We start from the raw sequence: 25,526 nt of genomic DNA, 5'->3' as shown, positions 1-25,526 counted from the left end.
TCGACTAATTACTTTATAATTTTGAGCGTTTTTGTACTTAAAGGCAACTTGTACATACTAAAAGGACTTACAATTAAGGTATTTTCTTCTTTAGACACTGTAGTTTTCATCTTATGAATTTGCAAATAATCAGCCTTCTCACTCAACTCTAAATCAGCATAATTAGAAGCTGAACTATCGCCACACCAAATGAGAATCATTTCGATGTTAAAATCTATTGAAGGCGGAGTCAATCCAGGTTTTCTGGTCCGGTTTATTTTACCGTAAAAAGCACTCAATTCTTTTTGATTCCTTATTAAAAGATACTCCTCTTGCTCAAAGCCGCTGTAATTCTCATTTAAAATAAGTTCCATACCCGTATCATTAGATTCTTGCAAACTACTTTGAGCAGTGCTCTTACAAGAATTCAGCTGAATTATCGCTAACAGAAAAAAACAAGTAAAATATTTAAACATTTTTGAATCTTCCTTTATAAGCCCTTTCATATACTTCTTCGTAAAGCGGAACCACTTTTTGAATATCAAAACGCTGTGCTTCTTTTAAGGCATTCAGTTTGAATCTTTCTAAAACACTATCATTCTTTAAAATGGTAATCGCCTTAGCCGCCATATCGTTGATATCACCAACATCACTCAAAAATCCACTTACCCCTTCGGTATTCACCTCTGGTATACCACCAGCATTACTAGAAATCACCGGGACTTTATTTATCATCGCCTCAAGAGCTGCTAGTCCGAAACTTTCTGACTCTGACGGCAGTAAAAACAAATCTGAAAAACACAAGATCTTATCGATCTCATTACTATTCCCTAAAAATATAACCTTATCTGCTATACCTAATTCTTCGCATAAACGCTCAGCACCTTCTTTCTCAGGTCCTTCACCGACCATAATTAGTTTTGAAGGAATTTGAAGTTGAATCTTACTAAATATCTTTATAACATCAGGTATACGTTTTACTTTTCTAAAGTTACTGATATGCGTCACTATCCGTTCACCTTCAGTTGCCATATTTGACCTTTGGCAATCGGTAAAAGAAGTACTGTATTTTTTTGCATCGATAAAGTTAGGGATAACTTCAATTTCGCCTTTGATGTCAAAAGTATCTAAAGTACCCTTTTTTAAACTTTCAGAAACTGAAGTAACCACATCAGACTGATTAATACTAAAAGTAACTGCGGGTTTGTAGAAAGGATGTTTACCCACCAAAGTGATATCGGTACCATGTAGTGTTGTAATCATTGGCACATAGATACCCTCTTCCTCTAACATTTTCTTTGCCATATAGCCCGCATACGCATGTGGAATAGCATAATGAACATGTAAAAGATCGATTTTATGAAGCTTTATGGTATCAACCAACTTGCTAGATAATGCAAGTTCATAAGGCTGATAATGAAATAGTGGATATTCTGGAACATGAACTTCATGAAAGAATATTTTATTACTCAACAATTCTAAACGAACAGGTTGCTTGTAGGTGATAAAATGAATCTCATGACCTCTATTAGCCAATGCAATTCCTAATTCTGTTGCGACTACACCACTACCACCAAAGGTAGGGTAACATACTATTGCTATTTTCATTACAACAAAACTACCTTTTTTAATTCAGAATTGAATCGTAAATAGCCTGTTGAATTCTAGTTCTTAACCCAGATTTAACTAAAAGTGTGTTCGATGCAGATGGATATGTTCTGTTAGATAAAAATACGTAGACAATTTCTTCTTCTGGATCTGCCCAAGTATATGTTCCGGTAAAACCACTATGACCGAAACTTTTTCTTGATACACAACCACAAGTCGGACCGCTATGTTGTAACTGTGGCTTATCAAAACCTACTCCCCTACGCACATTATTGTCGCAGAAATAACAGGTGTTAAATTTTTTTACTGTTCGTGAATCGAAAAATTTAGTACCGCCATAATATCCGTCTTGAAGGTACATTTGCATAATCTTGGCGACATCATTAGAGTTACTAAAAAGTCCGGCATGACCACCTACACCAGCTTGCATAGCCGCACCCATATCATGAACATAACCTTGTACGGTACCGTATCTGTAATAGTCATCTTCCTCTGACGGAACAATCATGTTCTTATCAAATTTACCTAACGGATTATAGAAAGTGTGGTTTGCCCCAATTCTATTATAAAGAAAATTGTTTGACAATGCGTCTAGCCTTTGTCCGTAACTTTCTTCAACAACCTTTTTCATTACATAATAAGGAACGTCGCTGTAACGATATCTATTAGACTTTAAATCTTGTCGCCCTATTCTATTATAAATGGAATCTTTGTATGCATCTGCTAAATACAGATTATCATACACTTTTGTCGAAAAACCTGGTAATGGCGAGTTTCTATAAAATTCACCAGAAGGCTTTTTATTTTCATCTAGCGTATTGATGTAAAAAGGAATCCACGCAGGCAAACGCCCATAATGTGAAAGCGCTTTTAATACCGTAACATTTTTAATTTCAGTATTAGAATAGTTAGGCACTAATTCTTCAAATGTATTATTCAAGCCAATTCTACCCTCTTCCTCCATTTTCATGACCATTGGCAATGTGGCTAGTATTTTAGTCAAAGAAGCCAGGTCGTATATGTAATCGTTGGTTATTTTTTCTTTGCTATCGTATGTTGGTTTACCGAAACTTTTCTGATAGATAACCTTTCCTTTTCGAGCAACAAGAACCTGACCACCAGGAAACATCAAACTATCTAACCCGTCGTTCATTAACTCGTCAATACGTCTTAGTCCCTTAGTACTCATTCCAACCCGTTCTGGTATACTATAGCCCAACCTACTTAAAGATTTAACCTGCACCCCAATATTTACAGGAAATTCTTTGTGAGCAGTAACAGGTAATTCACCCGTTGCACTTACGGCACCAAACAAAATTTCAGCTGTTTTTTCTTGTGCTATATCGCTATTCTGATAAGACATTACCACTGCATCGATATCGTTAAAACTATCAATATCGGTTAATGCATAAGGTTTTGCGAATACACATAAAACAATATTAGAAGTTCGCTCGCTTGCTATTTCTTGTAACCAGTTTAATTCTTTGGTTGAAAATTTATATGATTTCCAAGGACTTTCATTACTCATGTGATGTCCGACAATTATCAAATTGAAATCTTTAAGCTTTGCTTTTAACGTATTGATATCACTAGCTTCGACCACGGTAATATCTGCATAGTTTTTCAATCCTTTTACAAATGCCTCATTATCTGAATCGCCCATTTTTACATAAGCGATTTTTTTATTGTCGAGATTTTTAATTGAAAGTAAGTCTAACTTATTTTTAACAACAGTAATTGCATTCTCAATAGCTTGCTCATAAATAATATCATCTTCAAGACCATTTAAATCTTCATACAAATTGTCTAAACGAATTGGCTTGTAGCTATTAAGACCTGCCTTATATTTTGCCTGTAATATTTTTTTGACCGAATAGGCTAAGCGTTCTTCAGATAACTTACCTTTTTCATAAGCTTTAGTTAATTTCTCTTTTGCGCTAACAATATTTTCTGGCATTAATAACATGTCATTACCAGCCATAAAAGCATCTAATTCAACACTACCATCTTTACCTTTTGTAGAAACCCCTTTCATATTTAGGGCATCGGTAAAAATCAATCCTTCGTAGCCTAACTCTTCTTTTAAAATACCTGTAATAATTTGCTCAGATAAGGAAGAAGGCATTCCCTTTTTCATTTCTAGTGCAGGCACCTCTAAATGGGCAACCATAATACTGCTTAAGCCTGAACTGATTAATTTTTTAAACGGATAAAGCTCTAAGCTATCCAGTCTTTGTCTTGAGAACGGAATTACCGGCAAATTGTGATGAGAATCTACTTCTGTATCACCATGACCAGGAAAATGTTTTCCATTTGCCAAAACCCCTGCGCTTTCCATACCTCGGGCAAAAGCGGTTCCTTTATCAACCACATTATCTCTATCCTCCCCAAAAGAACGATTGCCGATAATGGGGTTTTTAGGATTGGTATTAATATCTAAATCCGGAGCAAAATTGATATGTACCCCTAATCGTTTTGCATGCTTACCAATTTGATAACCGACGTTTTCTACAATTGAATTGTCTTGAATAGCACCCAAGGTCATATTCCAAGGGAAAGCATAGGTAGAATCTAGTCTCATGGAAAGACCCCACTCGGCATCCATTCCAATCAATAACGGAAGTTTTGAAGCAGCTTGATAATCATTCGTAAGTTTTGCCTGTTTTACCGGACCACCTTTTGAAAAAATTACACCGCCCAAGTTTTCTTGAATAATTAATTTTTTGATTTGATCAGTAGCCTGCTTACTTTGGTTAGAAGCTACACTTACCATAAAAAGTTGACCCAATTTTTGATCTAAGCTCATTTGAGCGTATTGGGTATCTACCCATCTCTGTTGAGCAGTACTGTCTTTGGTTACCAAAGGGTTTTGAGCTAGTATACTTGAACAGCAAAACAACCCACAAATAAGAATAAAAATATAGCGCATAAAAATATATGTACTGAGATAACTATTATGGATTGAAATTATTGCATTTCATCGATAAAACCCAATAAAATCTGATGCTTAAGAAGAAATTATGTTAAAGGAAACGAGCATGCCAACTCTCTGAAGCTGGTACTTCCCAATGTTCAAGATATTCGCCTTTATTAGTGACTAGGTTATTGAAGACAATGGTATTCTTCGAAACGGCTTTTTGCTTTGCCATGGCTTTAAAATCCAACAAGCTTTTGTATGCTACAAATTCACCTTGTTTGTAAGAAACGTTCATCTTATCTAAGAGAAGTACATCATACTTCTTTTCTAGAGCCTGTATAAAACGAACAGAAGCGTCTATGGAACATCCAGTAGCACCCTGATCAGTTTGATCCAGGGAGATAACAATAAATCGTTTGTATTTTATTTCGTATCCAGCTTGTAAATCATTACCATGTGCAGTCCACGATGTTAAAAAAGTATCTAAATCAGACCCAATTTCAGCCATTTCACTTTCAGAAAAAGACCGGCTACATTGATAAATCCAAACTCTTGCAGTCTCTGGTAACGTATTAAATTCTACTAGCAAATTTTATTTTTTTAACTATTATAAGTCCTCGGCCGTTGCAATCATTTCAGCAATATCCATCACCTGTACCGAACCTTCTTTTTCTTTATTCTTTACACCATCGGTCATCATCGTATTACAGAAAGGACAACCTGCTGCAATAATTTCGGGTTTAGTTTCTAAAGCCTGCTCTGTACGTTCAATGTTCACATCCTTATCACCTTTCTCAGGTTCCTTGAACATTTGGGCACCACCGGCACCACAACAAAGACCTCTTTGCTTACAGCTTTTCATTTCAATTAGCTCGGCATCTAATTTTCGAATTAAATCTCTTGGTGCCTCGTATATGCCGTTTGCTCTACCTAAATAACATGGGTCATGAAAAGTAATACGCTTACCCTTAAAGTTACCACCTTCCATAGAAATTCTACCTTCGGTCAATAAATCTTTAAGAAATTGGGTATGATGAACTACTTCATAATTACCACCTAAACCTGGGTATTCATTTTTTATCGTATTAAAACAATGCGGACATGCCGTTACTATTTTTTTTATTTCATAAGCGTTCATCACCTCTATATTCGTAACTGCCTGCATCTGAAACAAAAACTCATTACCCGCACGTTTTGCAGGATCACCGGTACAACTTTCTTCTGTACCAAGTACCGCAAAAGATACGTTTGCCTTGTTCAAAATCTTTACGAAGGCTTTCGTTATTTTTTTTGCTCTATCATCAAAACTACCAGCACAACCTACCCAAAACAAAACTTCAGGTACGGTACCCGACGCAAAAAATTCTGCCATTGTAGGCACTTTTAATTCACTTGCCATATCTATCTTTAAGATTCTTTACTCCAATTTAAACGGTCCATTTGGTTAAATGGCCAAGGTGCTCCATTATTCTCAATATTACCCATCATGTTATTCAAATCTGTAGGAGCAGCAGATTCTTCCATAACCAAATACTGTCTCATATCCATAATAATAGAAAGAGGATCAATACTTATTGGGCAAGCCTCAACACAAGCATTACAAGATGTACATGCCCATAATTCTTCTGGCGTAATAAAATCATTAAGTAATTGCTTACCATCATCTTTAAACACACCATTATTTGCATCTATATTCTTACCCACTTCCTCTAAACGATCACGGGTATCCATCATAATCTTACGAGGAGATAATTTTTTACCTGTTTGATTAGCAGGACATTCGCTAGTGCAACGACCGCATTCTGTACACGTGTATGCATTTAGCAATTGTACCCAACTTAAATCTTGCACGTCTGATGCCCCGAACTTATCTGGAACAGCAGCATCTTCAGCCGGTTCTGCATAAGGATCAGCATCTGGATCCATCATCATACGAACTTCATCTGTAACAGACTGTAAATTTCTAAATTGTCCTTTTGGTGTCAATTTACCATAATAGGTATTTGGGAAAGCCAAAAGTATATGAAGGTGTTTTGAGTAGTATAAGTAATTCAGGAAAAATAAAATTCCCGCAATATGCATCCACCAAGCTGTACGTTCTATTAATACTAATGTAGAAATAGACATCCCTTCAAATAAAGGAGCGATAAAAATACTAATAGGGAAAGACCCAGCAGCAGCATAATGCTCTGCACCCATTTGTTGTAATTGGTAATCTGCCCCGTTCATGGTCAAAAACAAAAACATTAAAACAAGCTCTATATAAAGAATTAGGTTACCATCTTTTTTAGGCCATCCTTCCATTTCTGGCTTAAAGAACCTTTTTAGTTTTATGACATTTCTTCTAATCCAGAATACAACAACAGCTATTATAACTAGTAATGCCAGAACTTCAAACGATCCTATTAGAAAATCATAAACAGGTCCCAATACCGCAAACATTCTGTGTGTACCAAAAATACCATCTAAAATAATTTCTAGAACTTCGATGTTAATGATAACAAAACCAACATAAACTATAATATGTAAGGCACCTGCAATAGGTCGCACGACCATTTTTGACTGCCCGAGAGCAATCTTAGCCATATTTTTCCAACGTTGTGGCTTATTGTCTGTTAACGAAGCTTCTTTACCTAAAAAAATATTTCGTTTCAACCTTGAAACATTCTTTACAAAGAAACCAATGCCCACTATAAGCAGGATTATAAAAATAATATTAGGGAGATATTGCATATAAATTAATCTTCTTTACTTCTCTATTGAATTTGCTGCTGGATCATCTTCAGGTACTTCATAATCTTTCTGCTTTTTACCAAAAACAGAAACATTTACATACCTCTTTGGGTTTAAACGAAAATCTTGTAATAATAAGTCTAGCTCGCGAGACGCATTATTTAAGTTACCATACAATTCTTTGTCGTTCATAAGTAACCCAAGTGAACCATCGCCATTCTCAATTCTTTCGGTCACTTTATCTAAACTGACCATAGTAGATTCTAGACTCGCCAAAGTTCTTCCAAGTCCCGCAGAATTTAAAGAATCTGAAAGCTTTGCGAAATTAGCAGTCAACTGCTCAAAGTTTTCGAATGAGCTATTCAGCTTTTCTTTATTACCATCTAAAACAGAATTAATTTGAGTAGCACTCGTATTCAAGTTAGTAATCAAAACATTTAACCCTCCGATAACTTCTTTCAATTCTCTTTTGGTCTTTTCGTCTAAAACAGAGTTAACATTTACCAAAACAGAATCTGCACCAGATATGGCCGATTCTACTTTTCGCACCAATGGAGTTAGTTTTTGCTGCGCCAAATCTGTAATACCCGGTCTAGTCTCTGTACGTAATGTATCGCCAGATTTTGCAAACTCATTATCAAAAATGGTTCTGATCTGAAGTCCCTTACCACCTATAATACCGGTATCATATAATTCGACGATACTATTTTTAGAGAATTTGAATTCATTACCTACTGTAAAGGTCACTAACAAATTACCTTTCTCATCTAAAAATTTAATATCGTTTACCTTACCAACACCGAAGCCATTAATAGAAACGTTGGTACCAGATTGCAACCCGCCCACATTTGGGTAGACGGCGTAAAATGTTTTACTGTTATCAAAAATTGGGGTTGACTTTAAATAGCTGAATCCCATGATGAACAGTAATATGCCACCAATAACAATAATTCCTGTTTTTAATTCTCTAGATAGTTTCAAGCAATTATATTTTTAGTACTCTCAAAATTATGAATAATATTTACACTTTAGGGTGTTAAATTAGAAACCTCGTCAATCGCATCTTGAATCGGAATTCTCTCACCTAGCTTATAAGCAACAATATATGCACTTGAATACCCTTTTTCTTGAGCCTGGGTCTGCATCATTTTTGCCTCTCTATACGATCTGGTTTCACCATACATATAACGATACAAGTTTTTAAACGGTTCTTGAGAAAGATTTGAAAGCCCTTTAAAATTACTAGAATTAAGTGCTACGTTTTTACTACTAGCCATCAATTGAATTTTAAATACAATAGATTCTGCAACTTCTTTTTCGTTAATTGCTTCTTTAATCTTTACCGCTGGTACTTCTACCAATTCTTTTACCTCTTCAATTTTAGGTGAAGTAGTAATTTCTTTTGGCTTTTCTACTTCGGCAACCACTTCTTTAACAGGCTCGATAACAACTTCTTTCTTTTCTTCAACCTTTTCAACAACGACCTCTTTTACCGGTGGCTCCTTAGTTTTCTCTACAGTAGTAGCTACAGAGCGAACAGTTGGCTGTACGCCTTCTTTATAATGCAATATCGCTTTGGCGATAGCATCGCCCATATCATTTTGACCTTTTGTAGAATTTAAATAAGCACCCTCATCTTTATTCGTCAAGAAGCCGGTTTCTACCAAAACACTAGGCATAAAGGTTTGGTGCAGAACTATAAAACCTGCTTGCTTCACCTTTCTATCCGTTCTTTTTAATTTAGAAGAAAAATTCTCTTGAATCATAGTGGCCAAAGCCACACTTTGATCTAAAAATTCTTCTTGCATAATAGTTAATCCGATAACAGATTCCGGAGAATTAATATCATAATCGGCATATCTATTCTCGTAGTTATCCTCTAAATAAATAACCGAGTTTTCTTTCTTCGCAATCTCAAAGTTCTGCTTGTTGGCATGAAGACCCAATACAAACGTACCTGCCCCATGTGCATCTGAGGTATGAGAATCGCAATGTACAGACACAAACAAATCTGCATTTGCTTTATTAGCAACCTCGCCTCTAACATAAAGATCAATAAACGTGTCATCTTTTCGCGTGTAAATAACTTTTATGTCTTTATTGGTCGAGAGAATTTCGCCCACCTTTAGTACAATGCTCAAGGCTATTTTTTTCTCTAAATAACCATTACCCAAGTTACCAGGATCATGACCACCATGCCCTGCATCTAGAACAACAATAAAAGGGTCATCTGATTTAATTTCTTCATCTGACACTGTAAAAGACAGAAGTAATAACGCTGAAGTTAAAACTAATGAAATGCTTAAGAATTTTGTTTTCATATGTGTTGGGGATTATATCGCCCTTATAATGGTTAAATTTATTGTAAGACCCTACATAGGGATTAAAAAATATATGTAAGTTTGACATCTTAAATAACGGCTCACTAGACCGCTAAACCTTTACAAAAATAGGATATATAGCCTTGCAATCAAACAAACAATACTTACTTTTCCTATTCATGGTTTTTGCCGGTGCATTTTTTGCTATTGGTCAAGAAGGTAAAATTATACCGTTAACTATTAAAGTTGATAGAGATTCAATAATCGCGCCGTTATTACCACCTACCGCTGTAAATGACTCAATTGCAAATGATTCTATTGCCGCAGACTCAGTTAACAAGAATCCGCCTTTACTACTTGACAAGATAAAATATAAGGCAAAAGATTATGTAAAGCTAAGTCAAAAAGAAAATAAAATTTACCTCTATAACGAAGCAGAAATTTATTATCAAGATACCGAACTTAAAGCAGGTGTTATTATAATGGATTATATAAAGAACGAAGTTTATGCCGGTAGAATGGTAGATTCTTTGGGCAATTATACGCAACTACCCTATTTTAAACAGGGTGACAACATTGTAATACCAGATTCTATTCGCTTCAATTTCGATACTCAAAAGGCATTAATCTGGAATTCGAGAACCGAGCAACAAGCAGCGGCAGGGGCATTAGGTAGCGATGCTATGAAGGTTTACGCCGAAATAACCAAAAAAGAGAATGACTCGGTCTATTTTTTAAGTGAAGGGAAATTAACAACATCAACAGATACGATAAACCCAGATTATTACATACGAGTAAGAAAGGCAAAGTTTGTACCTAAAAAGAAGGTAATTGCAGGTTTCAGTAATTTATATATTGCCGATGTACCAACACCCATTGCCATGCCTTTTGCATATTTTCCGCTTTCGCAGGGTAGATCTGCGGGTATATTAATGCCCTCTTTTGGTAATGATCCTAATACTGGGTATTTTCTCCAAGATATGGGTTACTACGTTCCGCTGGGTGATTACGCAGATGTCACCCTTTCTGGAGATTTTTATACGAATGGAAGTTATGCCTTCAGGACCGCATCAATTTATACAAAGCGATATAAATACCGAGGAAATGTAAACCTGAGGTATGAAAATCAAGTTAATAGCCAAAAAGGATTCAGCGACTACAGTCTCTCTAGAAATTACAATATTCAATTTTCACATTCACAGGATACAAAATCGAGTCCGAATTCTAGATTTTCAGCATCTGTAAACCTAGGTAGTAGCGATTATTACCAAAATTCGTTGCAGCAAAGTAACTTACCAAATACACAAAACAATACTTTATCATCATCAATATCATATTCTAAAACGTTTCCTAACTACCCCTCAGTGAACATGAGTTTAACCGCTACACATTCACAACTAACAACGGCAGCGACAGACGACGATGATGACGATGAAGACAACATTAATATGACCTTACCTACATTTCAAGCAAGTGTTGAACGTATTTATCCATTTGTAAAAAAAGACGGCATAAAAAAGGGAATTATAGATAATATCAATTTTCAGTATAGTGTCAATGCTCAAAATAGATTAACCACTAACGACGAGGATTTTTTCACCGCAAAAATGTTCGATAACGCAAGAATTGGAGCAAGTCATAGTATACCAGTAGCTACAAACTTTAAAGTAGCTAAATTTTTTAGTGTAAGTGTTGGTGGTAATTATGAAGATGTTTGGTCTTTAGAAACCTACAACAGAAGTTATGACAATGAACTAGAAGAAGTCGTAATAGATACCGTTAGCGGATTTGATCGCTATAACACCTACAACTTTAGTGCGAGTGTAGGTACAACCCTTTACGGTACTTTTAATTTAGGTGAGGACAAAAAAATACAGGCAATTAGACATACCGTAAGACCATCATTAAGCTATGGTTACGCACCATCCTTTGAACAGTTTTATGATGAGTATCTTGGTGAAGATGGCGTTGAAGTTCAGTATAGCCGATTTACAGGGACACTGAATGGCGCACCATCTTTAGGTAAATCTAACAGCTTAAGCTTTTCATTAGCTAATACATTAGAAGCAAAGGTAAGAGATAAGGATTCTACCAAAATTGAACCTAAAAAAATATCATTACTAAGCAACTTCAATATTTCTACGGGATATAATTTTGAGTCGGATTCACTTCGACTTAATCCATTAAGCATAAATGGAGGTACAAATATTCTCGACAATAAAATGTCGATTAACTTCTCTGCTGGCTTAGACCCTTATGCAATTGATAACAACGGAACAAGAATAAATACTTTTAATATCGATAATGGCGGAAGCCTTTTTAGACTTACCAGAGCAAATGCTAACGTATCATACTCCATAAGTAGTGAAATGTTTGGTAAGAAAGATGACAAGGATAGAGATGAAGACCAAGATGATGACCCATTCGATTATGTAGCGCAAAGTGGCGGTAGAGATGATGATCTTTTTGGTAGAGCCGATGATTTCAATTCTAACCCAGTTAGAAAAGACGAAAAGAATTCAGATGTCGAAAACCCGATTTACGGTACCAAAATACCTTGGAATTTTAGACTGGCATATTCTGCCAACTATAGTAATTCGGCACGACAGAATGAATTTAGCAGCCACTCATTAATGTTTTCGGGCGATATAGAACTTGCCCCAAGATGGTCTGTCGGAGGCTCGTCTGGTTACGATTTTAAAAATCAAGGTTTCACATTAACTCAATTACGCTTTCAACGAGATTTAAAAAGTTTTACCATGCGCTTTAACTGGACTCCCTTCGGGACCTATAAAAGATGGTATTTCTTTATCGGTATAGACTCTTCGATACTTAAAGACCTTAAGTGGGAGAATAGAAGCCAAAACTAACACCTAAATTTTATCTAACATGAAAAAAATTATCAATACCGAAAATGCTCCTGCACCTATAGGACCATACAATCAAGCAATTTTAAGCAACGGAACTTTATATATTTCTGGTCAAATTCCTTTGAATCCTAAAAATGGAGAATTGGTTTCTGGAGACATCAAATTAGAAACTAAGCAGTCTATGGAAAATTTAAAGGCCATTTTAACCGAAGCTGGAATGACCTTTGAACATGTTGTGAAGTCGTCTATTTTTCTTAGTGACATGAAACAGTTCACTGAAGTAAACGAAGTTTATGCTTCTTATTTTAATGCGGAAACCGCACCGGCCAGAGAAACCGTAGAAGTTGCAAATTTACCTAAGTTTGTAAATGTTGAAATCTCTATGATTGCCGTAAAATAAGATTTTACATATTAGATCGGTGAAAATCGACTAAACCTTCAATAGGCCTTTGTCTAATAACACCAACGATTAAGTCATTTCTAAGTAGTACTGAAGTTAATTCATCTCTTAGATAATGTGCAATACTACCAACAAAATTAATTGGCACCTTTGTCGCCAATTCAAATTGCATAACGTAGTTATTAATAAATTGTTGAAAGCCTTTATCAATTACTCCTTTAGAATACGGGTGATCTTTGTTCTCGATTAAAAAACGAGCAAAGGTCGCTAAATATGTATTCGGGTTGGGCTGCTTGTACAAATTCTCTTTTATAACATCGGCATCCAAATCATGGGAAACAGCAAATTTATGCGCCAGATCTGCAGGCATTTTATGAAAATAGTAGTCACGTATTAATTTACGCCCAAAGAAATTTCCGCTACCATCATCCATAGGTATATACCCTAATGAGGTTACTTTTTGAAACAACTGATTACCATCGTAGTAACTACAATTAGAACCTGTACCCAAAATGCAAACGATACCTTGTTGCCCCACTTTTGTTGTTGCAAATATGGCAGCATAGGTATCTTCTTTAACATCCGCCTTGGCATTCGGGAAAAAATCTTTGAAAATATTCTTCAAGAACAATTTCATGCGATCGGTTCCACAACCTGCTCCATAAAAATAAAGATGCGAAACATTATCACGGTTTTTAGAAAGTTCGAAATTATTGGCCAAACGATCTTCAATAACATCTTTAGTTAACACCTCTGGACTAAGACCTAGAGTTTGAGTAAAAAAAAGTTGTTCACCATTTTCGTCTAAGGCAATCCAATCTGACTTGGTTGCACCACTATCTACTATTAAAATCATATGCCTAATGTCTTTAAAAAATAAACCTGAAAATAAGGAAAAATGGCCTCATTTTCAGGATATATCTTTGTTATACTAAAATGAAGGTTATAAAGTATTAACGTGTTGCATTAAATCTACCATTTTATTGGAAAAACCAGCTTCGTTATCATACCAAGATATTAACTTGAAGAAAGTAGAGTTTAATTCGATACAAGCACCAGCATCAAAAATGCTAGTTCTAGGATCACCAATAAAATCTTGAGAAACAACGTTTTCTTCCGTATAACCTAAAACACCTTTTAATTCACCTTCAGAAGCTGCTTTAAAAGCTTTTTTAATCTCTTCTAAAGAAGTTGCTTTTTTAACTTTCACTGTTAAATCTACAACAGAAACATCGGCAGTTGGCACTCTAAAAGCCATACCAGTAAGTTTTCCTTTCAATGCTGGTATTACCTTCGTTACCGCTACAGCAGCACCTGTAGATGCTGGTATAATATTTAACAATGCACTTCTACCACCTCTCCAGTCTTTTCTAGAAGGACCATCAACAGTCATTTGTGTTGCAGTAGTTGCATGAACGGTAGTCATTAAAGCTTCTTCGATACCGAAGTTATCATTAACAACTTTAGCTAAAGGCGCTAAACAGTTTGTAGTACAAGACGCATTAGAAACTATAGTATCAGTTGCTTTAACATCTTTGTGGTTTACACCTACAACGAACATTGGAGCATCTTTAGAAGGAGCAGAAATTACAACTTTTTTAGTACCACCATCAATATGATATTGAGCAGTTTCTAAAGTTGTAAAAATACCAGTACATTCAGCAACGGTATCAGCACCTACTTCATCCCACTTACAATTCTTAGGATCTCTCTCTGCAGTAATACGTACAGTTTTACCGTTTACAATTAAGTGACCATCTTTTACTTCAACAGTACCGTCGAATTTTCCGTGAACCGAATCATACTTCAACAAATAAGCTAAGTGCTCAACATCTAATAAATCGTTGATAGCAACTACATCAACATCACCACGTTTTACAGTTGTTCTGAAGACCAATCTACCTATTCTACCGAATCCGTTTATTCCTATTTTCAAATTTGACATTTTCTCTATTTTTATTTTTAATATTATGTAGTCATTATTTCTGAAACTCTAATAAGTTCCTTATCAATTTTCGTATGCCCCTTAATCGCCTTGTTAATAGGCGTCAATGTCAACTTATTATCTTGTATACCAACCATTAGGTTCGTTTTACCCTCTAACAAAGCTTCCACAGCCTTTACACCCATTCTACTAGCTAGTACGCGATCATAACAAGATGGCGCACCACCTCTTTGCATATGCCCTAATACAGAGACACGAACATCATAAATTGGCAAATGTTCTTCTACATATTCTTTTAATTCGAATACATTTTTACCAGACTTATCACCTTCAGCTACTATTACGATACTAGAAGACTTACCAGATTCCTTGCTTCTCTTTAAAGATTCAAGCAATCTATCTAAACCTAAATTCTCTTCAGGAATTAGAATTTCTTCTGCACCAGCACCTACGCCTGCATTCAAGGCAATATGCCCAACATCTCTCCCCATTACTTCAACGAAGAAAAGTCTGTTATGCGAACTGGCCGTATCTCTAATTTTATCAATACATTCTACCACCGTATTTAAGGCGGTGTCAAAACCTAATGTAAATGTTGTACCGAAAATATCGTTATCTATAGTACCAGGTATACCAATAACAGGGAAATTGTATTCTCTATTAAAAATCATGGCACCTGTAAAACTACCGTCACCTCCAATAACTACAAATGCATCTATACCTGCTTTAAGTAAATTCTCGTGCGCTAATTTTCTACCTTCTGGGGTTCTAAAATCATCGCAACGGGCAGACTTAAGTATTGTACCACCTTTATTAATGATATTGTTTACACTACGGGCATCCATAGATTTAAAATCACCCTCTATCATACCTTGATACCCTCTATAGATTCCAACACAATCTACCTTCAAGTAGGCACAAGTACGAACCACTGATCTTATGGCAGCATTCATACCCGGAGAATCACCCCCTGAAGTCAGTACCGCTATTTTTTTTATTTCTGAAGACATTGAACAATTTAAGCCAACGAAAGTAAGAAATCTTATGCAAAAAGAGAATAGAGATCAGTCGCATTTTAAGAAAAAATCAACGAAAAGGATTTCGCAATAGCATATTACCAGTCTTATTCTTAAAATTTGTTATTTAATTACAATAATGCATTTGATTGCTTACCGATTTAATGATTTTGGCTTATCGTAAAAACGAATTAAGCTATCATTACCCATGACGGAAGATGGGGTTTCGGCTTTTTTTACAGGTTCTTCCTTCTTAAGCGGCTTAGTAGCCAGAATTTTCTGAAAAAGTTCTTTAAAATTATTAAAGTCTACCTCATAAGATAAACCAGCCCCTTGGGTCGAACCTTGCTGATCAGACAAATAAGCCTGTATTTCGCTCTGTCTACTAAAAAAATTGGCACTTAATGTACCTTGTTCATTTAATAATACCTGTATCTCAAAATCACCTGCTACCAATGTTTCACTAGATGCACCGACCGGCACACCTACCTTGCCATTAAATAATATTCTATCGGATATCTGAGTAGATACCGTTACACCAATGCGATCATCGGTTTCTATATCTGATGATCGATCTAAAATACCTTGCTCATAACTTAGCCCCAAGTTAAATTTATCATTACCACCACTTAAAATGGAGTTTAAAATACTTGAGGCACTTTGCACCAAGTTACCTGTTATGGCTTGCTGATTAATACCACTTTGAGAATTAACGAATGTCCCCTGTGCCAATAAAAATATGGCATTCTTCTCTTCTACCGTTGGATCCTGTAAACGATATTCTAATTCAGACTTTACAATAGAGCTTGTACCCGGAAAATCGATACCGAAATCTATATCTGGCTTTTGAAGTTGCCCAGTTAAACTGATAATAACGTCTGTGGGTATTCTACGTGTAAATCCGGCATCATCAAGTAAAGGTGCAGGGTTGGCATTCAATGAATAAACTGCCTCCATACTTAAAATAGCCTCCAATGGTTTTTGATCCCAGTTGATGGTTCCACCAGGTTCCACATTAAATTTCTTATCGATTATACCACCGAATTTATAATTAAACTCCCCAGTCACTACAACATAATCACCATACATTTCAAACTTACCATTGGTATTGATCTGTATCAAAACAATACCAACTCCCGTACCTTTTAAAGAGCTACCTGTTTTGGTATCTGTAACAATTTCAATCTCGGCGTCAGGCGTAACATCCAAGTTAAATTCTAGCTCTAGCCCCTGATAATCTTTTAATTGACGCTGACTTTCTAATCTTTTTTTATCGTTTTTCTCTATAAAATTGATGAACGAATAGTCGCCTACACTAGCTACGTCGCTTAAAGGAATCTTCAACGAAGTACCTTTTGCCGTAGCCCCGTCTACGGTGATATTGAGTGCAGTTGTAGGTCCGAAAATTCGCCCTGTTCCATTTAAATATCCTATACCGTAATATAGATCACCTTCTTTAAATTCGGTATTTAGAATTAAAAATCTGTCATTTTTAGTATCGACATTTAAATCTAACACCCAATCTTTAAAGAAACTATGGGTAATGGTACCATCTAAATTTGCCCTGGTACCTTTTGCAACATCTTCTAAGGCTATATTATCAAAATCAAAAGTCTGATCTTTAAGCAACACTCTTGATTGCGGGGCAAAGCTATAATCAACATTTAAATAAGGTACAGCAATACCAGCATTGTCTAAAGTTAATAGTCCGTTGAAAATGGGGTTATCCACATTGCCTTCAATCTTTACCCTACCATCGATATCGCCACGTATATTATCGATCACACCTTCACCTAAGGGACTAAAAGGTTCTAATCCGAAATTATTAAAGTTGGCAATAAGATTTGCTTTCGGTACATCACCTTTATTATCAATACTACCTACGACACTGAATTTTTCGACTTTATTATCTGATAATTGAGAATTGACTTGAAACTCAGATAAATCTTTATTACCAATAATATTGATCACCAGGTCACCAAGAGGGATATCATTTATTCCGAAATTATCGATATTCAGATTTGACGATGGTAAATAGATACCGTCTTTCTGTAATACGTTTAAGGTACCATTAACCTCGCCTTGCAATTTAAGACTGTCAATAACCGGGGTAATCTTATCTAAGGATACTATTTTGAATTGAAGCTGAAGATCTTTGTATGTAGAATCTGCCAGCTGCCCTTTTAACCTAATTTGTTCTTTCTCTTCATTGTTCATTACAATTTCTTGAATTGTAATACTATCAAGCGCTCTATTTAAGATGACCTTATTTTTAGAGTCACCATCTTTGTTCAACACCCATTTGTTACCTTTAAAATTTACATCGGATGTTTTAAGACCAATAACAGATTTATTGTCCTTATTAAATGTGTGGTAAAAATTCAGGTTGTAAGAATCGTTAAAATCACTACCACCTTTAAACTCAGACCTAAAAAAAAGCGTGTCTTTTAATGTGGTATTGATCAGATTAAAATCTTTAAAATTATAATAAGGTGTATCTAGCTCACCTACAGAAACGAATGTATTGAATAGCGGATTCTTATTATCAATTCTGACTTCTATATTTTCGGCAGCGGTACCAAAAGCTTCTATACTTGGCGACACAAAATTTAATTTAAAATCGCCTTCATCTGCAACAATATTACCTTTTATAAAAGTGTTGGGATCGAAACGCACCTCTGGGAAAAATACATCTACAATTTTATTATAAATTTTAAAATTGAAAGAAAGATTCTGTCCGTCAGAAATTTGAAAAGGTCTATAGTTTGTATAAATACTACCTAATGAGTTTTGCACAAGCTTACCCAATTCTCGAACTTTAAAATTACCCTTCATAAAGCCGGTAATAATATCTGGGGAATTTATATTTATGGTTCGATCCTGATCTTCATCGAAACTTGAGGTCACCTCAAAATCTTCAAAATAATACGTGTCATTTACATTTTGATAGCTTGTTTGGGTAAAATTGATATCACCGATGATATTATCTAATGTGGTACCGGTAATATCCATATTAACATTTCCTTTAAATACAGAAACACTATCATTTATAAAATTTAATTTTTTTAGATCGGCGTAGTCAACAGATGCAATAAAGTTGAAATTATTTCTAGTTTCTGCTACATTCGCAAGACCTTTAAAATCAAATTTCAAGTTTTCGTCATTACTTACCAATGACCCATCGAATAATTGGTCTTTAATTACACCCGAAACCCTTAAATCTTGATAATTATAATTATTAAATTCAATAGAATATATCTGCCCGATAACCTCGGTATTCAATTTCTCTTTTACGAAACCTTTACCCTCCACATTAAAATCTAACGTTGTTTTCCCTAAATTTTTATTTTCAGCAAAATCACCCAAATCAAAATCGATCAAAGAGATAAACCCTTTATAGGTTGCATTATCGATGTTATTAAAATTACTTAAAACAATATCAACATAACTACTACCCACGGCAGTATTTAAATTGACCTTAGTATCTATAGAAGAATTGGTAATAAAAGCATTACCTCTAATGGTAAATTGCCCTAATTTACTAAAGGTTGACGGTAACGAATTACCAATTAAATTAGGCAATAAGGCATTTAATTGATAGTAACTGCTCGTTACATTCTTCATTTGAGCATTTAAGCTAAATGGTTTTTGCTTACTGAATAAATTTTTAAAATTAAAGTCGCCGCGAATACCCGTATCATCAGAGAATAAGAATAGATTATCGGTATTCAAATCATTTAGAACTCCGTTGACATTCGCATTAAAAGTCACTTCTTTTCCCTTGCCAAATTCATTGTACAGCAAGTTGATTTCATCAAAAGCCACTTTAGACTCTTTAAATTCTGCTACAACATTTACTTTATTCAAGAAGTCGGCAAAATCTTCGCGGTTATAATTAAATACCAAATTACCATCTATAGCAGAAAGTGGCGTTTTTATTTTCAAAGAATCGAAGCGCATTTGCTGCTTCGTGTACTTAAAATTGGTGGCCAACCTATCTACTTTTAAACCCCTATTACTATAGAAAGACATTTCTTGAATATCGGTAGAAACCTCGGGCCCGAGAATTAAAAAATCGCCAGCACTAATATTAAGGCTATCAAAATTTAAAACGGTCGTATTCTCTAAATTTTCGTCAATGTATTTAAACTTGCTTTTTAAGATGTCAATATGAGACGAAGACAACCTAAAAGGCGGCGTGCCTGGCTCCCTCGGCTTACCATCATCAAGCTTATCTACAAAAACCTCAAGATTCGTATTCCTTTCGCCGAAATAGGTTTTAAGATTAAAATTTAGCTCATCGACAGAAATGTCGCCAAACTCTAATATACCCTGCGCTAAATTATTTATACTTAAAATTGATGTTTTTAGTTCATTAACATAAAATAAAGTGTCTTGTTTATAATCTTCTATAAAAACTCCTTCAAGAGATGTATTCCAAGAAATTAGTGAAATTTTTAGGCGTTCTATGTTTATGTGAGTGCCATATTGTTTGTTAATTTTTTTCGTAGCAAACTGTGCCAGTAAGGTCTGAACCACTGGCAATGAAAAAATGATGGTACCCAAAACACATATCAGCAAAAGCACCAATAATGTTCTAACCAATATTTTTCTCAGTTTTTTGATAGGTCTTTATGTTTTACCTTTGTTATTCAAATTTTATTCCAAATATGTTGGATCACGAAACAATTTATATACTTGCAATAGAATCTTCTTGCGATGACACTTCTGCGGCAGTTTTAATGAACGATAAAGTGCTCAGTAATGTTGTGGCAACCCAGGCTATTCATAACGAATATGGTGGGGTTGTACCTGAACTTGCATCAAGAGCGCATCAACAAAATATTGTACCCGTTGTTCATCAGGCCATAGCCAAAGCAAATATCGATAAAAAACAATTATCAGCCATAGCATTTACACGCGGACCTGGACTAATGGGATCTTTACTTGTAGGTACCTCATTTGCAAAATCTTTATCGTTAGGTTTACAAATTCCACTTATCGAAGTTAACCACATGAAAGCCCATATTTTAGCTCATTTTATTGATGAGGAAACTATGAAAGCACCTTCATTTCCGTTTTTAGCGCTGACTATAAGTGGCGGTCATACGCAGATTGTTCAAGTGAATGATTACTTTGATATGAAAATCATTGGACAAACTTTAGATGATGCCGTAGGGGAAGCATTTGATAAGAGTGCCAAAATTTTAGGACTACCCTACCCTGGCGGACCTTTAATTGATAAATATGCTGCAACAGGTGATCCGCATAAATTTGAATTTACCATACCCAATGTAAAAAATTTAGACTTTAGTTTCAGCGGATTAAAAACGAACATACTCTATTTCATACAGAAACAAACGAAAGAGAATCCTGATTTTATTAAAAACAACTTAGAGGACATCTGCGCATCAATACAATATACTATAATTACCATATTGATGAAAAAGCTGAAAAAGGCCGTAAAGCAAACTGGTATAAAAGAAATTGCTATTGGCGGCGGAGTGTCAGCAAATTCAGGTATTCGAAAAGTTTTGGTCGAAGCACAAACCAAATACGGGTGGAAAACCTATATACCCAAATTTGAATATTGTACCGATAATGCCGCCATGATAGGTATTGTTGGATACTATAAATATAAAAACGAGCAATTCTCTCAGCAAGATGTAACGGCAAAAGCTAGATATGTAATATCTTAATTCAAACAAAAGTATAAATGCAACTTTTTTACAATCCGAATATAAAAACTGAAGACACCGCTTTTACTTTTGATAGCAATGAAAGTAAGCATATTATTAAGGTGCTAAGAAAGAAGATTGGTGACGAATTATGGATTACCAATGGCGAAGGCATTTTATTCGAAGCTATAATAGTTGATGACAATATAAAAAAATGTGCGGTTGAGATTATCTCATCTAAAAAAACACATTCAAAATCGCATTGGTTGCATATGGCGGTTGCACCTACCAAAATGAATGATCGTTTTGAGTGGTTTTTAGAAAAAGCTACAGAAATAGGCGTAGATGAAATTACACCTATAATTTGTGACCGCTCTGAACGTAAAGTACTAAAGTTAGACCGTATGTACAGAGTTTTAGAATCTGCAATGAAGCAATCTTTACAGACATTCTTACCCAAACTGAACGAACCAATAACTTTAAAGGAATTTCTAGATCAACCCGTATCGGGCTTACAGTTTATTGCACATTGCGAAGAGAGTGAACGTCACGAGCTAAAAAGAAGAGTTGCAGCTGATCAAGATATTACCATATTAATTGGTCCTGAAGGTGATTTTTCTCCAGAAGAAATTAAAAAGGCAATGGATAATGGCTATGCACCGGTTGCTATGGGTAAAACGAGATTAAGAACCGAAACAGCCGCAATTGTAGCCTGTACTATTGTAGCCTCTATCAATAACGGATAATTATAACCGTAAAAAATATACCTTCATTTTTCACAACCGATTTTTGTAGATTTGAATATGAAAATAATCCTTTCTACTTACCTCTTTTTTATATTCGTTTCTAGTGTGTCTGTCAACGCTCAAGAAATAGCCATCTTAAAATATCAAGGTGGTGGCGATTGGTATGCCAACCCCACTGCCCTACCCAACTTAATTAAGTACTGCAACAATAACATTGATACGGCCCTAAATAATAAGCCAGAAACAGTTGAAGTTGGCAGCAGCTCAATATATCAATATCCATTTTTACATATGACAGGGCATGGTAATGTGGTTTTTTCAGATGAGGAACTAGAGAACTTAAGAAATTATTTATTGTCAGGTGGTTTTTTACATATTGATGATAATTATGGCATGAAACCATATATAAGCCGAGAGATAAAAAGACTTTTCCCAGATACAGCATTGGAAGAACTAGGTGCTGATCATCCTATTTTTTCAAATGCGTATTCTTTTCCGAAGGGTTTACCAAAAATACACGAACATGACGGACAGCGACCTCAGGCATTTGCCATTTTTCATAAAAATAGAATAGTCTTGCTATTTACTTCAGAATCTGATTTAGGTGATGGTTGGGAGGACCCTACTGTGCATAATGACACCGCAGAAGTTAGAGAAAAAGCTTTACAAATGGGAGCCAATATTATAACTTATGTTTTTAAAAATTAAACAATGACCTCAAAAACCATTTCGCAAGGTATATTAAGAGCCATAGGTGCTATAGTAGGTATAGCACTTTTACTCTATTTTCTTTACGCCATACAATCTGTAATCGCCTATTTGGCCATTGCTGCAGTTGTCGCGTTAATTGGTAGCCCTTTGGTACGTTTTTTTAGATTGCGTCTTAAACTACCTAATATACTTGCCGTAATCATAACCATGCTCTTAATGGTTGGTTTATTGGTCGGTATTGTTGCCTTATTCATTCCTTTATTATCAGAGCAAGGCAAAAATTTATCTTTACTTAATATTGATGATTTACAAACAAGCTTAAATACATTGTACCATCAAATTACCAATTACCTCGGTCTTTCTTCACATATAGTAGAAGATGTCATTGACGATGCCGGGTTAGAGAAGAACATACTACAGGGTTTAGATATTGGGTTTATTCCTAACTTTTTAAATTCCTTCCTAGATGTATTGAGCACTGCAAGTATTGGACTATTTTCGGTTCTTTTCATTTCCTTTTTCTTTTTGAAGGACAGCAAATTGTTCGAACATGGTTTATTGATATTTATTCCTGTAGATAAAAAGAAAGGAACCACAAATTCTATTGGCAAAATCAATGGACTATTATCAAGATACTTTGTTGGCCTGCTACTTCAAATATTTATTCTATTCGTAATTTACACTATAGTTTTACTTATAGTAGGTATTGAAAATGCAGTAGTTATAGCATTTCTTTGTGCCTTATTCAACATTATACCTTATTTAGGTCCCATAATTGGCGGCGTAATTATGATCACATTGACCATGACAAGTAGTTTAGGTTCAGATTTTAGTGAGGTAATACTACCAAAAACAGGATATGTATTTTTAGGGTTATTAATAGGTCAACTAGTAGACAACTTTTTCTCTCAACCATTTATATTTTCTAATAGTGTAAAATCTCACCCGTTAGAGATTTTCTTGGTAATTATTATTGCAGGATTATTATTCGGCACCGTAGGCATGATAGTTGCCGTACCTGGTTATACTGCTATTAAGGTCATTCTGAAAGAGTTTCTTTCTGACAATCAAATTGTAAAATCTTTGACCCATAATCTCTAAGCATTCGTGAATTCTGAAATACTAGCTAGCGAAGTACAGCAGTTTATCAATGATAATCTAAGTAGTGATATTCAAAAAATACTTTTGTCTAAGTCAAAATTTCTTGAGGTTTCTTCAAAAGAATTGGTCGAACAAATAGAATCGAAATTTAAAGCAAAAACAAAATTATCTACTTGGTTTGGATCAGATAATATTTACTACCCTAACAAATTAAATCTTTCACAAACCTCTTCAGAGATTACGGCGAACTATAAAGCCACGTTAGTGAACGGCAATATTATTGTAGACCTAACCGCTGGGTTCGGTGTAGATTCTTTTGCTTTTAGCAAGAAAATGAACCATGTCATCCATTTGGATAGAAATGAGGAGTTATCAAAAATTGCACATCATAATTTTAAACAACTCAAGGCTTTCAATATAGAATGTATTGCAGTTGATGGATTAAAATACCTTAAAGAAGCTAATACCCCTATTGAATGGATTTACATTGACCCATCAAGAAGAGATAAGGATAATAAAAAAGTTTATTATTTATCTGATTGCGAGCCCAATGTTATTATTAACATGAAACTTTTATTAGAGAAATCATCCAATATATTAATCAAAACAGGTCCGTTACTAGACCTTAAAAGCGGATTGAAAGAATTGTCGCATGTAAAAGAAATACATGTTGTGGCAGTAAATAATGATGTAAAAGAAATTCTTTGGTTGATTGAGAAAGATTATAAAAATGAACCATTGATTAAAACAGTTAATTACAAAACAGATTCCATCCAAGAATTTGAATTTCATTTAAGCAGAGAACAGAATAGTGCATCGCATTATTCTAAGCCGCTTAATTATATTTACGAACCAAATGCAGCACTATTAAAATCTGGAGCGTTTAAATTATTAGGCGAGCATTTCGATCTTAGAAAACTACACTCCAATTCTCATTTATATACCTCAGATCAATTAATTACTTTTCCTGGTCGAATATTCAAGTTAGAGGGCGTTCATGATTATTCTAAAAAATCATTGAAAAAAGAGGGCATCACTAAAGCAAATATTACCACAAGAAACTTCCCAGATTCGGTCCTCAAAATCAGAAAAAAATTGGGAATTAAAGATGGCGGAGAAATCTATCTTTTTTGCACCACGGATTTTGAGGAAAATTTAGTCATAATTTCGTGTTTACAGATCTTTCAAGATCATTAGAAGACAAAAATCAGCTTCAAATTCATAGCATTTAACTCAAATTGAAAATAGCTATGATTGCAAAACTACAACGTTGTATATTACCATTTGACGTAATTTTTATCTACATAATGAATTTAATATGTTAAAAATTTAACGTGTTAAATTCCAAATTTCACAAGTGCTAAATTGCTGATACCTTAATAATTACGCCTATTAATACAGATTATTACAATAACAATAGGCTCAAATGGTTTTATGTTGCTCATAAAATTTAATAAGTGAAATATCGGAAATTGAAGTAAAATTGCTATTATTATACCAG

At 34.8% G+C, this 25,526-nt stretch carries 19 protein-coding genes; 7 read left to right on the top strand and 12 right to left on the bottom strand.

Annotated elements, in window-relative coordinates; translation table 11 throughout:
• Nucleotides 1–8 precede the first annotated feature (8 nt).
• The 8 genes from ACPF9A_RS17220 to ACPF9A_RS17185 all read right to left on the bottom strand — a co-directional run bounded on the left by ACPF9A_RS17220 (nt 9) and on the right by ACPF9A_RS17185 (nt 9,558).
• Nucleotides 9–455 (bottom strand): hypothetical protein, encoded by a 447-nt coding sequence (locus ACPF9A_RS17220; protein WP_423998804.1) that lies wholly within the window; start codon nt 453–455, stop codon nt 9–11.
• Complete coding sequence (gene bshA, locus ACPF9A_RS17215) at nt 448–1,587, bottom strand: N-acetyl-alpha-D-glucosaminyl L-malate synthase BshA (protein ID WP_303599639.1); 1,140 nt, start codon at nt 1,585–1,587, stop codon at nt 448–450. Before bshA ends, ACPF9A_RS17220 begins: the two co-directional genes overlap by 8 nt.
• A 19-nt stretch (nt 1,588–1,606) precedes the next feature.
• Nucleotides 1,607–4,516 carry a glycoside hydrolase family 3 N-terminal domain-containing protein gene (locus ACPF9A_RS17210; protein ID WP_423998802.1) on the bottom strand — a complete coding sequence of 970 codons (2,910 nt, stop codon included), beginning with the start codon at nt 4,514–4,516 and terminating at the stop codon, nt 1,607–1,609.
• Nucleotides 4,517–4,610: 94 nt separating this feature from the next.
• Complete coding sequence (locus tag ACPF9A_RS17205) at nt 4,611–5,093, bottom strand: ABC transporter ATPase (RefSeq protein ID WP_423998800.1); 483 nt, start codon at nt 5,091–5,093, stop codon at nt 4,611–4,613.
• Nucleotides 5,094–5,111: 18 nt separating this feature from the next.
• Nucleotides 5,112–5,903 carry a (Fe-S)-binding protein gene (locus ACPF9A_RS17200; RefSeq protein ID WP_423998798.1) on the bottom strand — a complete coding sequence of 264 codons (792 nt, stop codon included), beginning with the start codon at nt 5,901–5,903 and terminating at the stop codon, nt 5,112–5,114.
• A gap of 8 nt (nt 5,904–5,911) precedes the next feature.
• Nucleotides 5,912–7,237, bottom strand: coding sequence for a 4Fe-4S dicluster domain-containing protein (locus ACPF9A_RS17195; RefSeq protein ID WP_423998796.1), 1,326 nt, complete (start codon nt 7,235–7,237; stop codon nt 5,912–5,914).
• Nucleotides 7,238–7,252: 15 nt separating this feature from the next.
• Entirely contained in the window at nt 7,253–8,218 is a 966-nt protein-coding gene (locus ACPF9A_RS17190; RefSeq protein ID WP_423998794.1) for an MlaD family protein, read from the bottom strand.
• A gap of 47 nt (nt 8,219–8,265) precedes the next feature.
• Nucleotides 8,266–9,558, bottom strand: coding sequence for an N-acetylmuramoyl-L-alanine amidase family protein (locus ACPF9A_RS17185; protein WP_423998792.1), 1,293 nt, complete (start codon nt 9,556–9,558; stop codon nt 8,266–8,268).
• Between the two features lie 179 nt (nt 9,559–9,737).
• Between ACPF9A_RS17185 and ACPF9A_RS17180 the strand changes: the two genes are divergently transcribed.
• On the top strand, nt 9,738–12,428 hold the full coding sequence (locus ACPF9A_RS17180; protein WP_424004511.1) for a putative LPS assembly protein LptD: 2,691 nt from the start codon (nt 9,738–9,740) through the stop codon (nt 12,426–12,428).
• A 19-nt stretch (nt 12,429–12,447) separates the two neighbouring features.
• Nucleotides 12,448–12,828, top strand: coding sequence for a RidA family protein (locus tag ACPF9A_RS17175; protein WP_423998790.1), 381 nt, complete (start codon nt 12,448–12,450; stop codon nt 12,826–12,828).
• Nucleotides 12,829–12,832: 4 nt separating this feature from the next.
• On the opposite strand, the gene ACPF9A_RS17170 is transcribed toward ACPF9A_RS17175, so the two are convergent.
• From ACPF9A_RS17170 to ACPF9A_RS17155, 4 genes are all read right to left on the bottom strand, one after another.
• Entirely contained in the window at nt 12,833–13,684 is an 852-nt protein-coding gene (locus tag ACPF9A_RS17170) for an N-acetylglucosamine kinase (RefSeq protein ID WP_423998788.1), read from the bottom strand.
• A gap of 87 nt (nt 13,685–13,771) precedes the next feature.
• The gene (gene gap, locus ACPF9A_RS17165; RefSeq protein WP_423998786.1) at nt 13,772–14,773 is read right to left on the bottom strand and encodes a type I glyceraldehyde-3-phosphate dehydrogenase; all 1,002 of its coding nucleotides are present in this window, start codon (nt 14,771–14,773) and stop codon (nt 13,772–13,774) included.
• Between the two features lie 23 nt (nt 14,774–14,796).
• Nucleotides 14,797–15,783, bottom strand: a complete 987-nt coding sequence (gene pfkA, locus ACPF9A_RS17160) for a 6-phosphofructokinase (RefSeq protein ID WP_423998784.1) — start codon at nt 15,781–15,783, stop codon at nt 14,797–14,799.
• A gap of 159 nt (nt 15,784–15,942) precedes the next feature.
• Nucleotides 15,943–20,394: a translocation/assembly module TamB domain-containing protein gene (locus tag ACPF9A_RS17155; protein WP_423998782.1), complete on the bottom strand. Its 4,452-nt coding sequence runs from the start codon at nt 20,392–20,394 to the stop codon at nt 15,943–15,945.
• A 65-nt stretch (nt 20,395–20,459) separates the two neighbouring features.
• Between ACPF9A_RS17155 and tsaD the strand changes: the two genes are divergently transcribed.
• Genes tsaD through ACPF9A_RS17130 form a run of 5 tightly spaced genes read left to right on the top strand, consistent with a single transcriptional unit; the run spans nt 20,460 to nt 25,222 of the window.
• Nucleotides 20,460–21,488, top strand: a complete 1,029-nt coding sequence (gene tsaD, locus ACPF9A_RS17150) for a tRNA (adenosine(37)-N6)-threonylcarbamoyltransferase complex transferase subunit TsaD (RefSeq protein WP_423998780.1) — start codon at nt 20,460–20,462, stop codon at nt 21,486–21,488.
• A gap of 17 nt (nt 21,489–21,505) precedes the next feature.
• Nucleotides 21,506–22,213, top strand: coding sequence for a 16S rRNA (uracil(1498)-N(3))-methyltransferase (locus ACPF9A_RS17145; protein WP_423998778.1), 708 nt, complete (start codon nt 21,506–21,508; stop codon nt 22,211–22,213).
• Nucleotides 22,214–22,270: 57 nt separating this feature from the next.
• Nucleotides 22,271–22,921, top strand: coding sequence for a DUF4159 domain-containing protein (locus ACPF9A_RS17140; RefSeq protein WP_423998776.1), 651 nt, complete (start codon nt 22,271–22,273; stop codon nt 22,919–22,921).
• A 3-nt stretch (nt 22,922–22,924) separates the two neighbouring features.
• Nucleotides 22,925–24,025 (top strand): AI-2E family transporter, encoded by a 1,101-nt coding sequence (locus ACPF9A_RS17135; RefSeq protein WP_423998774.1) that lies wholly within the window; start codon nt 22,925–22,927, stop codon nt 24,023–24,025.
• A gap of 6 nt (nt 24,026–24,031) precedes the next feature.
• Entirely contained in the window at nt 24,032–25,222 is a 1,191-nt protein-coding gene (locus ACPF9A_RS17130) for a THUMP-like domain-containing protein (protein ID WP_423998772.1), read from the top strand.
• The last annotated feature ends 304 nt before the right edge of the window (nt 25,223–25,526 follow it).

Origin of the sequence: Maribacter sp. IgM3_T14_3, assembly GCF_049603095.1 — a bacterium.
In the GTDB taxonomy this organism is placed as follows: domain Bacteria; phylum Bacteroidota; class Bacteroidia; order Flavobacteriales; family Flavobacteriaceae; genus Maribacter.
The sequence above is the reverse complement of the archived record's forward strand: the minus strand, read 5'-3'. Positions and strand labels throughout refer to the sequence as shown.

What these genes read in the sequence shown, in the direction of transcription:
- ACPF9A_RS17200 (WP_423998798.1), bottom strand. Translation starts at nt 5,903, where the DNA reads ATGGCAAGTGAATTAAAAGTGCCTACAATGGCAGAATTTTTTGCGTCG.
- pfkA (WP_423998784.1), bottom strand. Translation starts at nt 15,783, where the DNA reads ATGTCTTCAGAAATAAAAAAAATAGCGGTACTGACTTCAGGGGGTGAT.
- ACPF9A_RS17135 (WP_423998774.1), top strand. Translation starts at nt 22,925, where the DNA reads ATGACCTCAAAAACCATTTCGCAAGGTATATTAAGAGCCATAGGTGCT.
- ACPF9A_RS17140 (WP_423998776.1), top strand. Translation starts at nt 22,271, where the DNA reads ATGAAAATAATCCTTTCTACTTACCTCTTTTTTATATTCGTTTCTAGT.
- bshA (WP_303599639.1), bottom strand. Translation starts at nt 1,587, where the DNA reads ATGAAAATAGCAATAGTATGTTACCCTACCTTTGGTGGTAGTGGTGTA.
- ACPF9A_RS17185 (WP_423998792.1), bottom strand. Translation starts at nt 9,558, where the DNA reads ATGAAAACAAAATTCTTAAGCATTTCATTAGTTTTAACTTCAGCGTTA.
- ACPF9A_RS17170 (WP_423998788.1), bottom strand. Translation starts at nt 13,684, where the DNA reads ATGATTTTAATAGTAGATAGTGGTGCAACCAAGTCAGATTGGATTGCC.
- ACPF9A_RS17175 (WP_423998790.1), top strand. Translation starts at nt 12,448, where the DNA reads ATGAAAAAAATTATCAATACCGAAAATGCTCCTGCACCTATAGGACCA.
- ACPF9A_RS17210 (WP_423998802.1), bottom strand. Translation starts at nt 4,516, where the DNA reads ATGCGCTATATTTTTATTCTTATTTGTGGGTTGTTTTGCTGTTCAAGT.
- ACPF9A_RS17220 (WP_423998804.1), bottom strand. Translation starts at nt 455, where the DNA reads ATGTTTAAATATTTTACTTGTTTTTTTCTGTTAGCGATAATTCAGCTG.
- ACPF9A_RS17195 (WP_423998796.1), bottom strand. Translation starts at nt 7,237, where the DNA reads ATGCAATATCTCCCTAATATTATTTTTATAATCCTGCTTATAGTGGGC.
- tsaD (WP_423998780.1), top strand. Translation starts at nt 20,460, where the DNA reads ATGTTGGATCACGAAACAATTTATATACTTGCAATAGAATCTTCTTGC.
- ACPF9A_RS17145 (WP_423998778.1), top strand. Translation starts at nt 21,506, where the DNA reads ATGCAACTTTTTTACAATCCGAATATAAAAACTGAAGACACCGCTTTT.
- ACPF9A_RS17180 (WP_424004511.1), top strand. Translation starts at nt 9,738, where the DNA reads ATGGTTTTTGCCGGTGCATTTTTTGCTATTGGTCAAGAAGGTAAAATT.
- gap (WP_423998786.1), bottom strand. Translation starts at nt 14,773, where the DNA reads ATGTCAAATTTGAAAATAGGAATAAACGGATTCGGTAGAATAGGTAGA.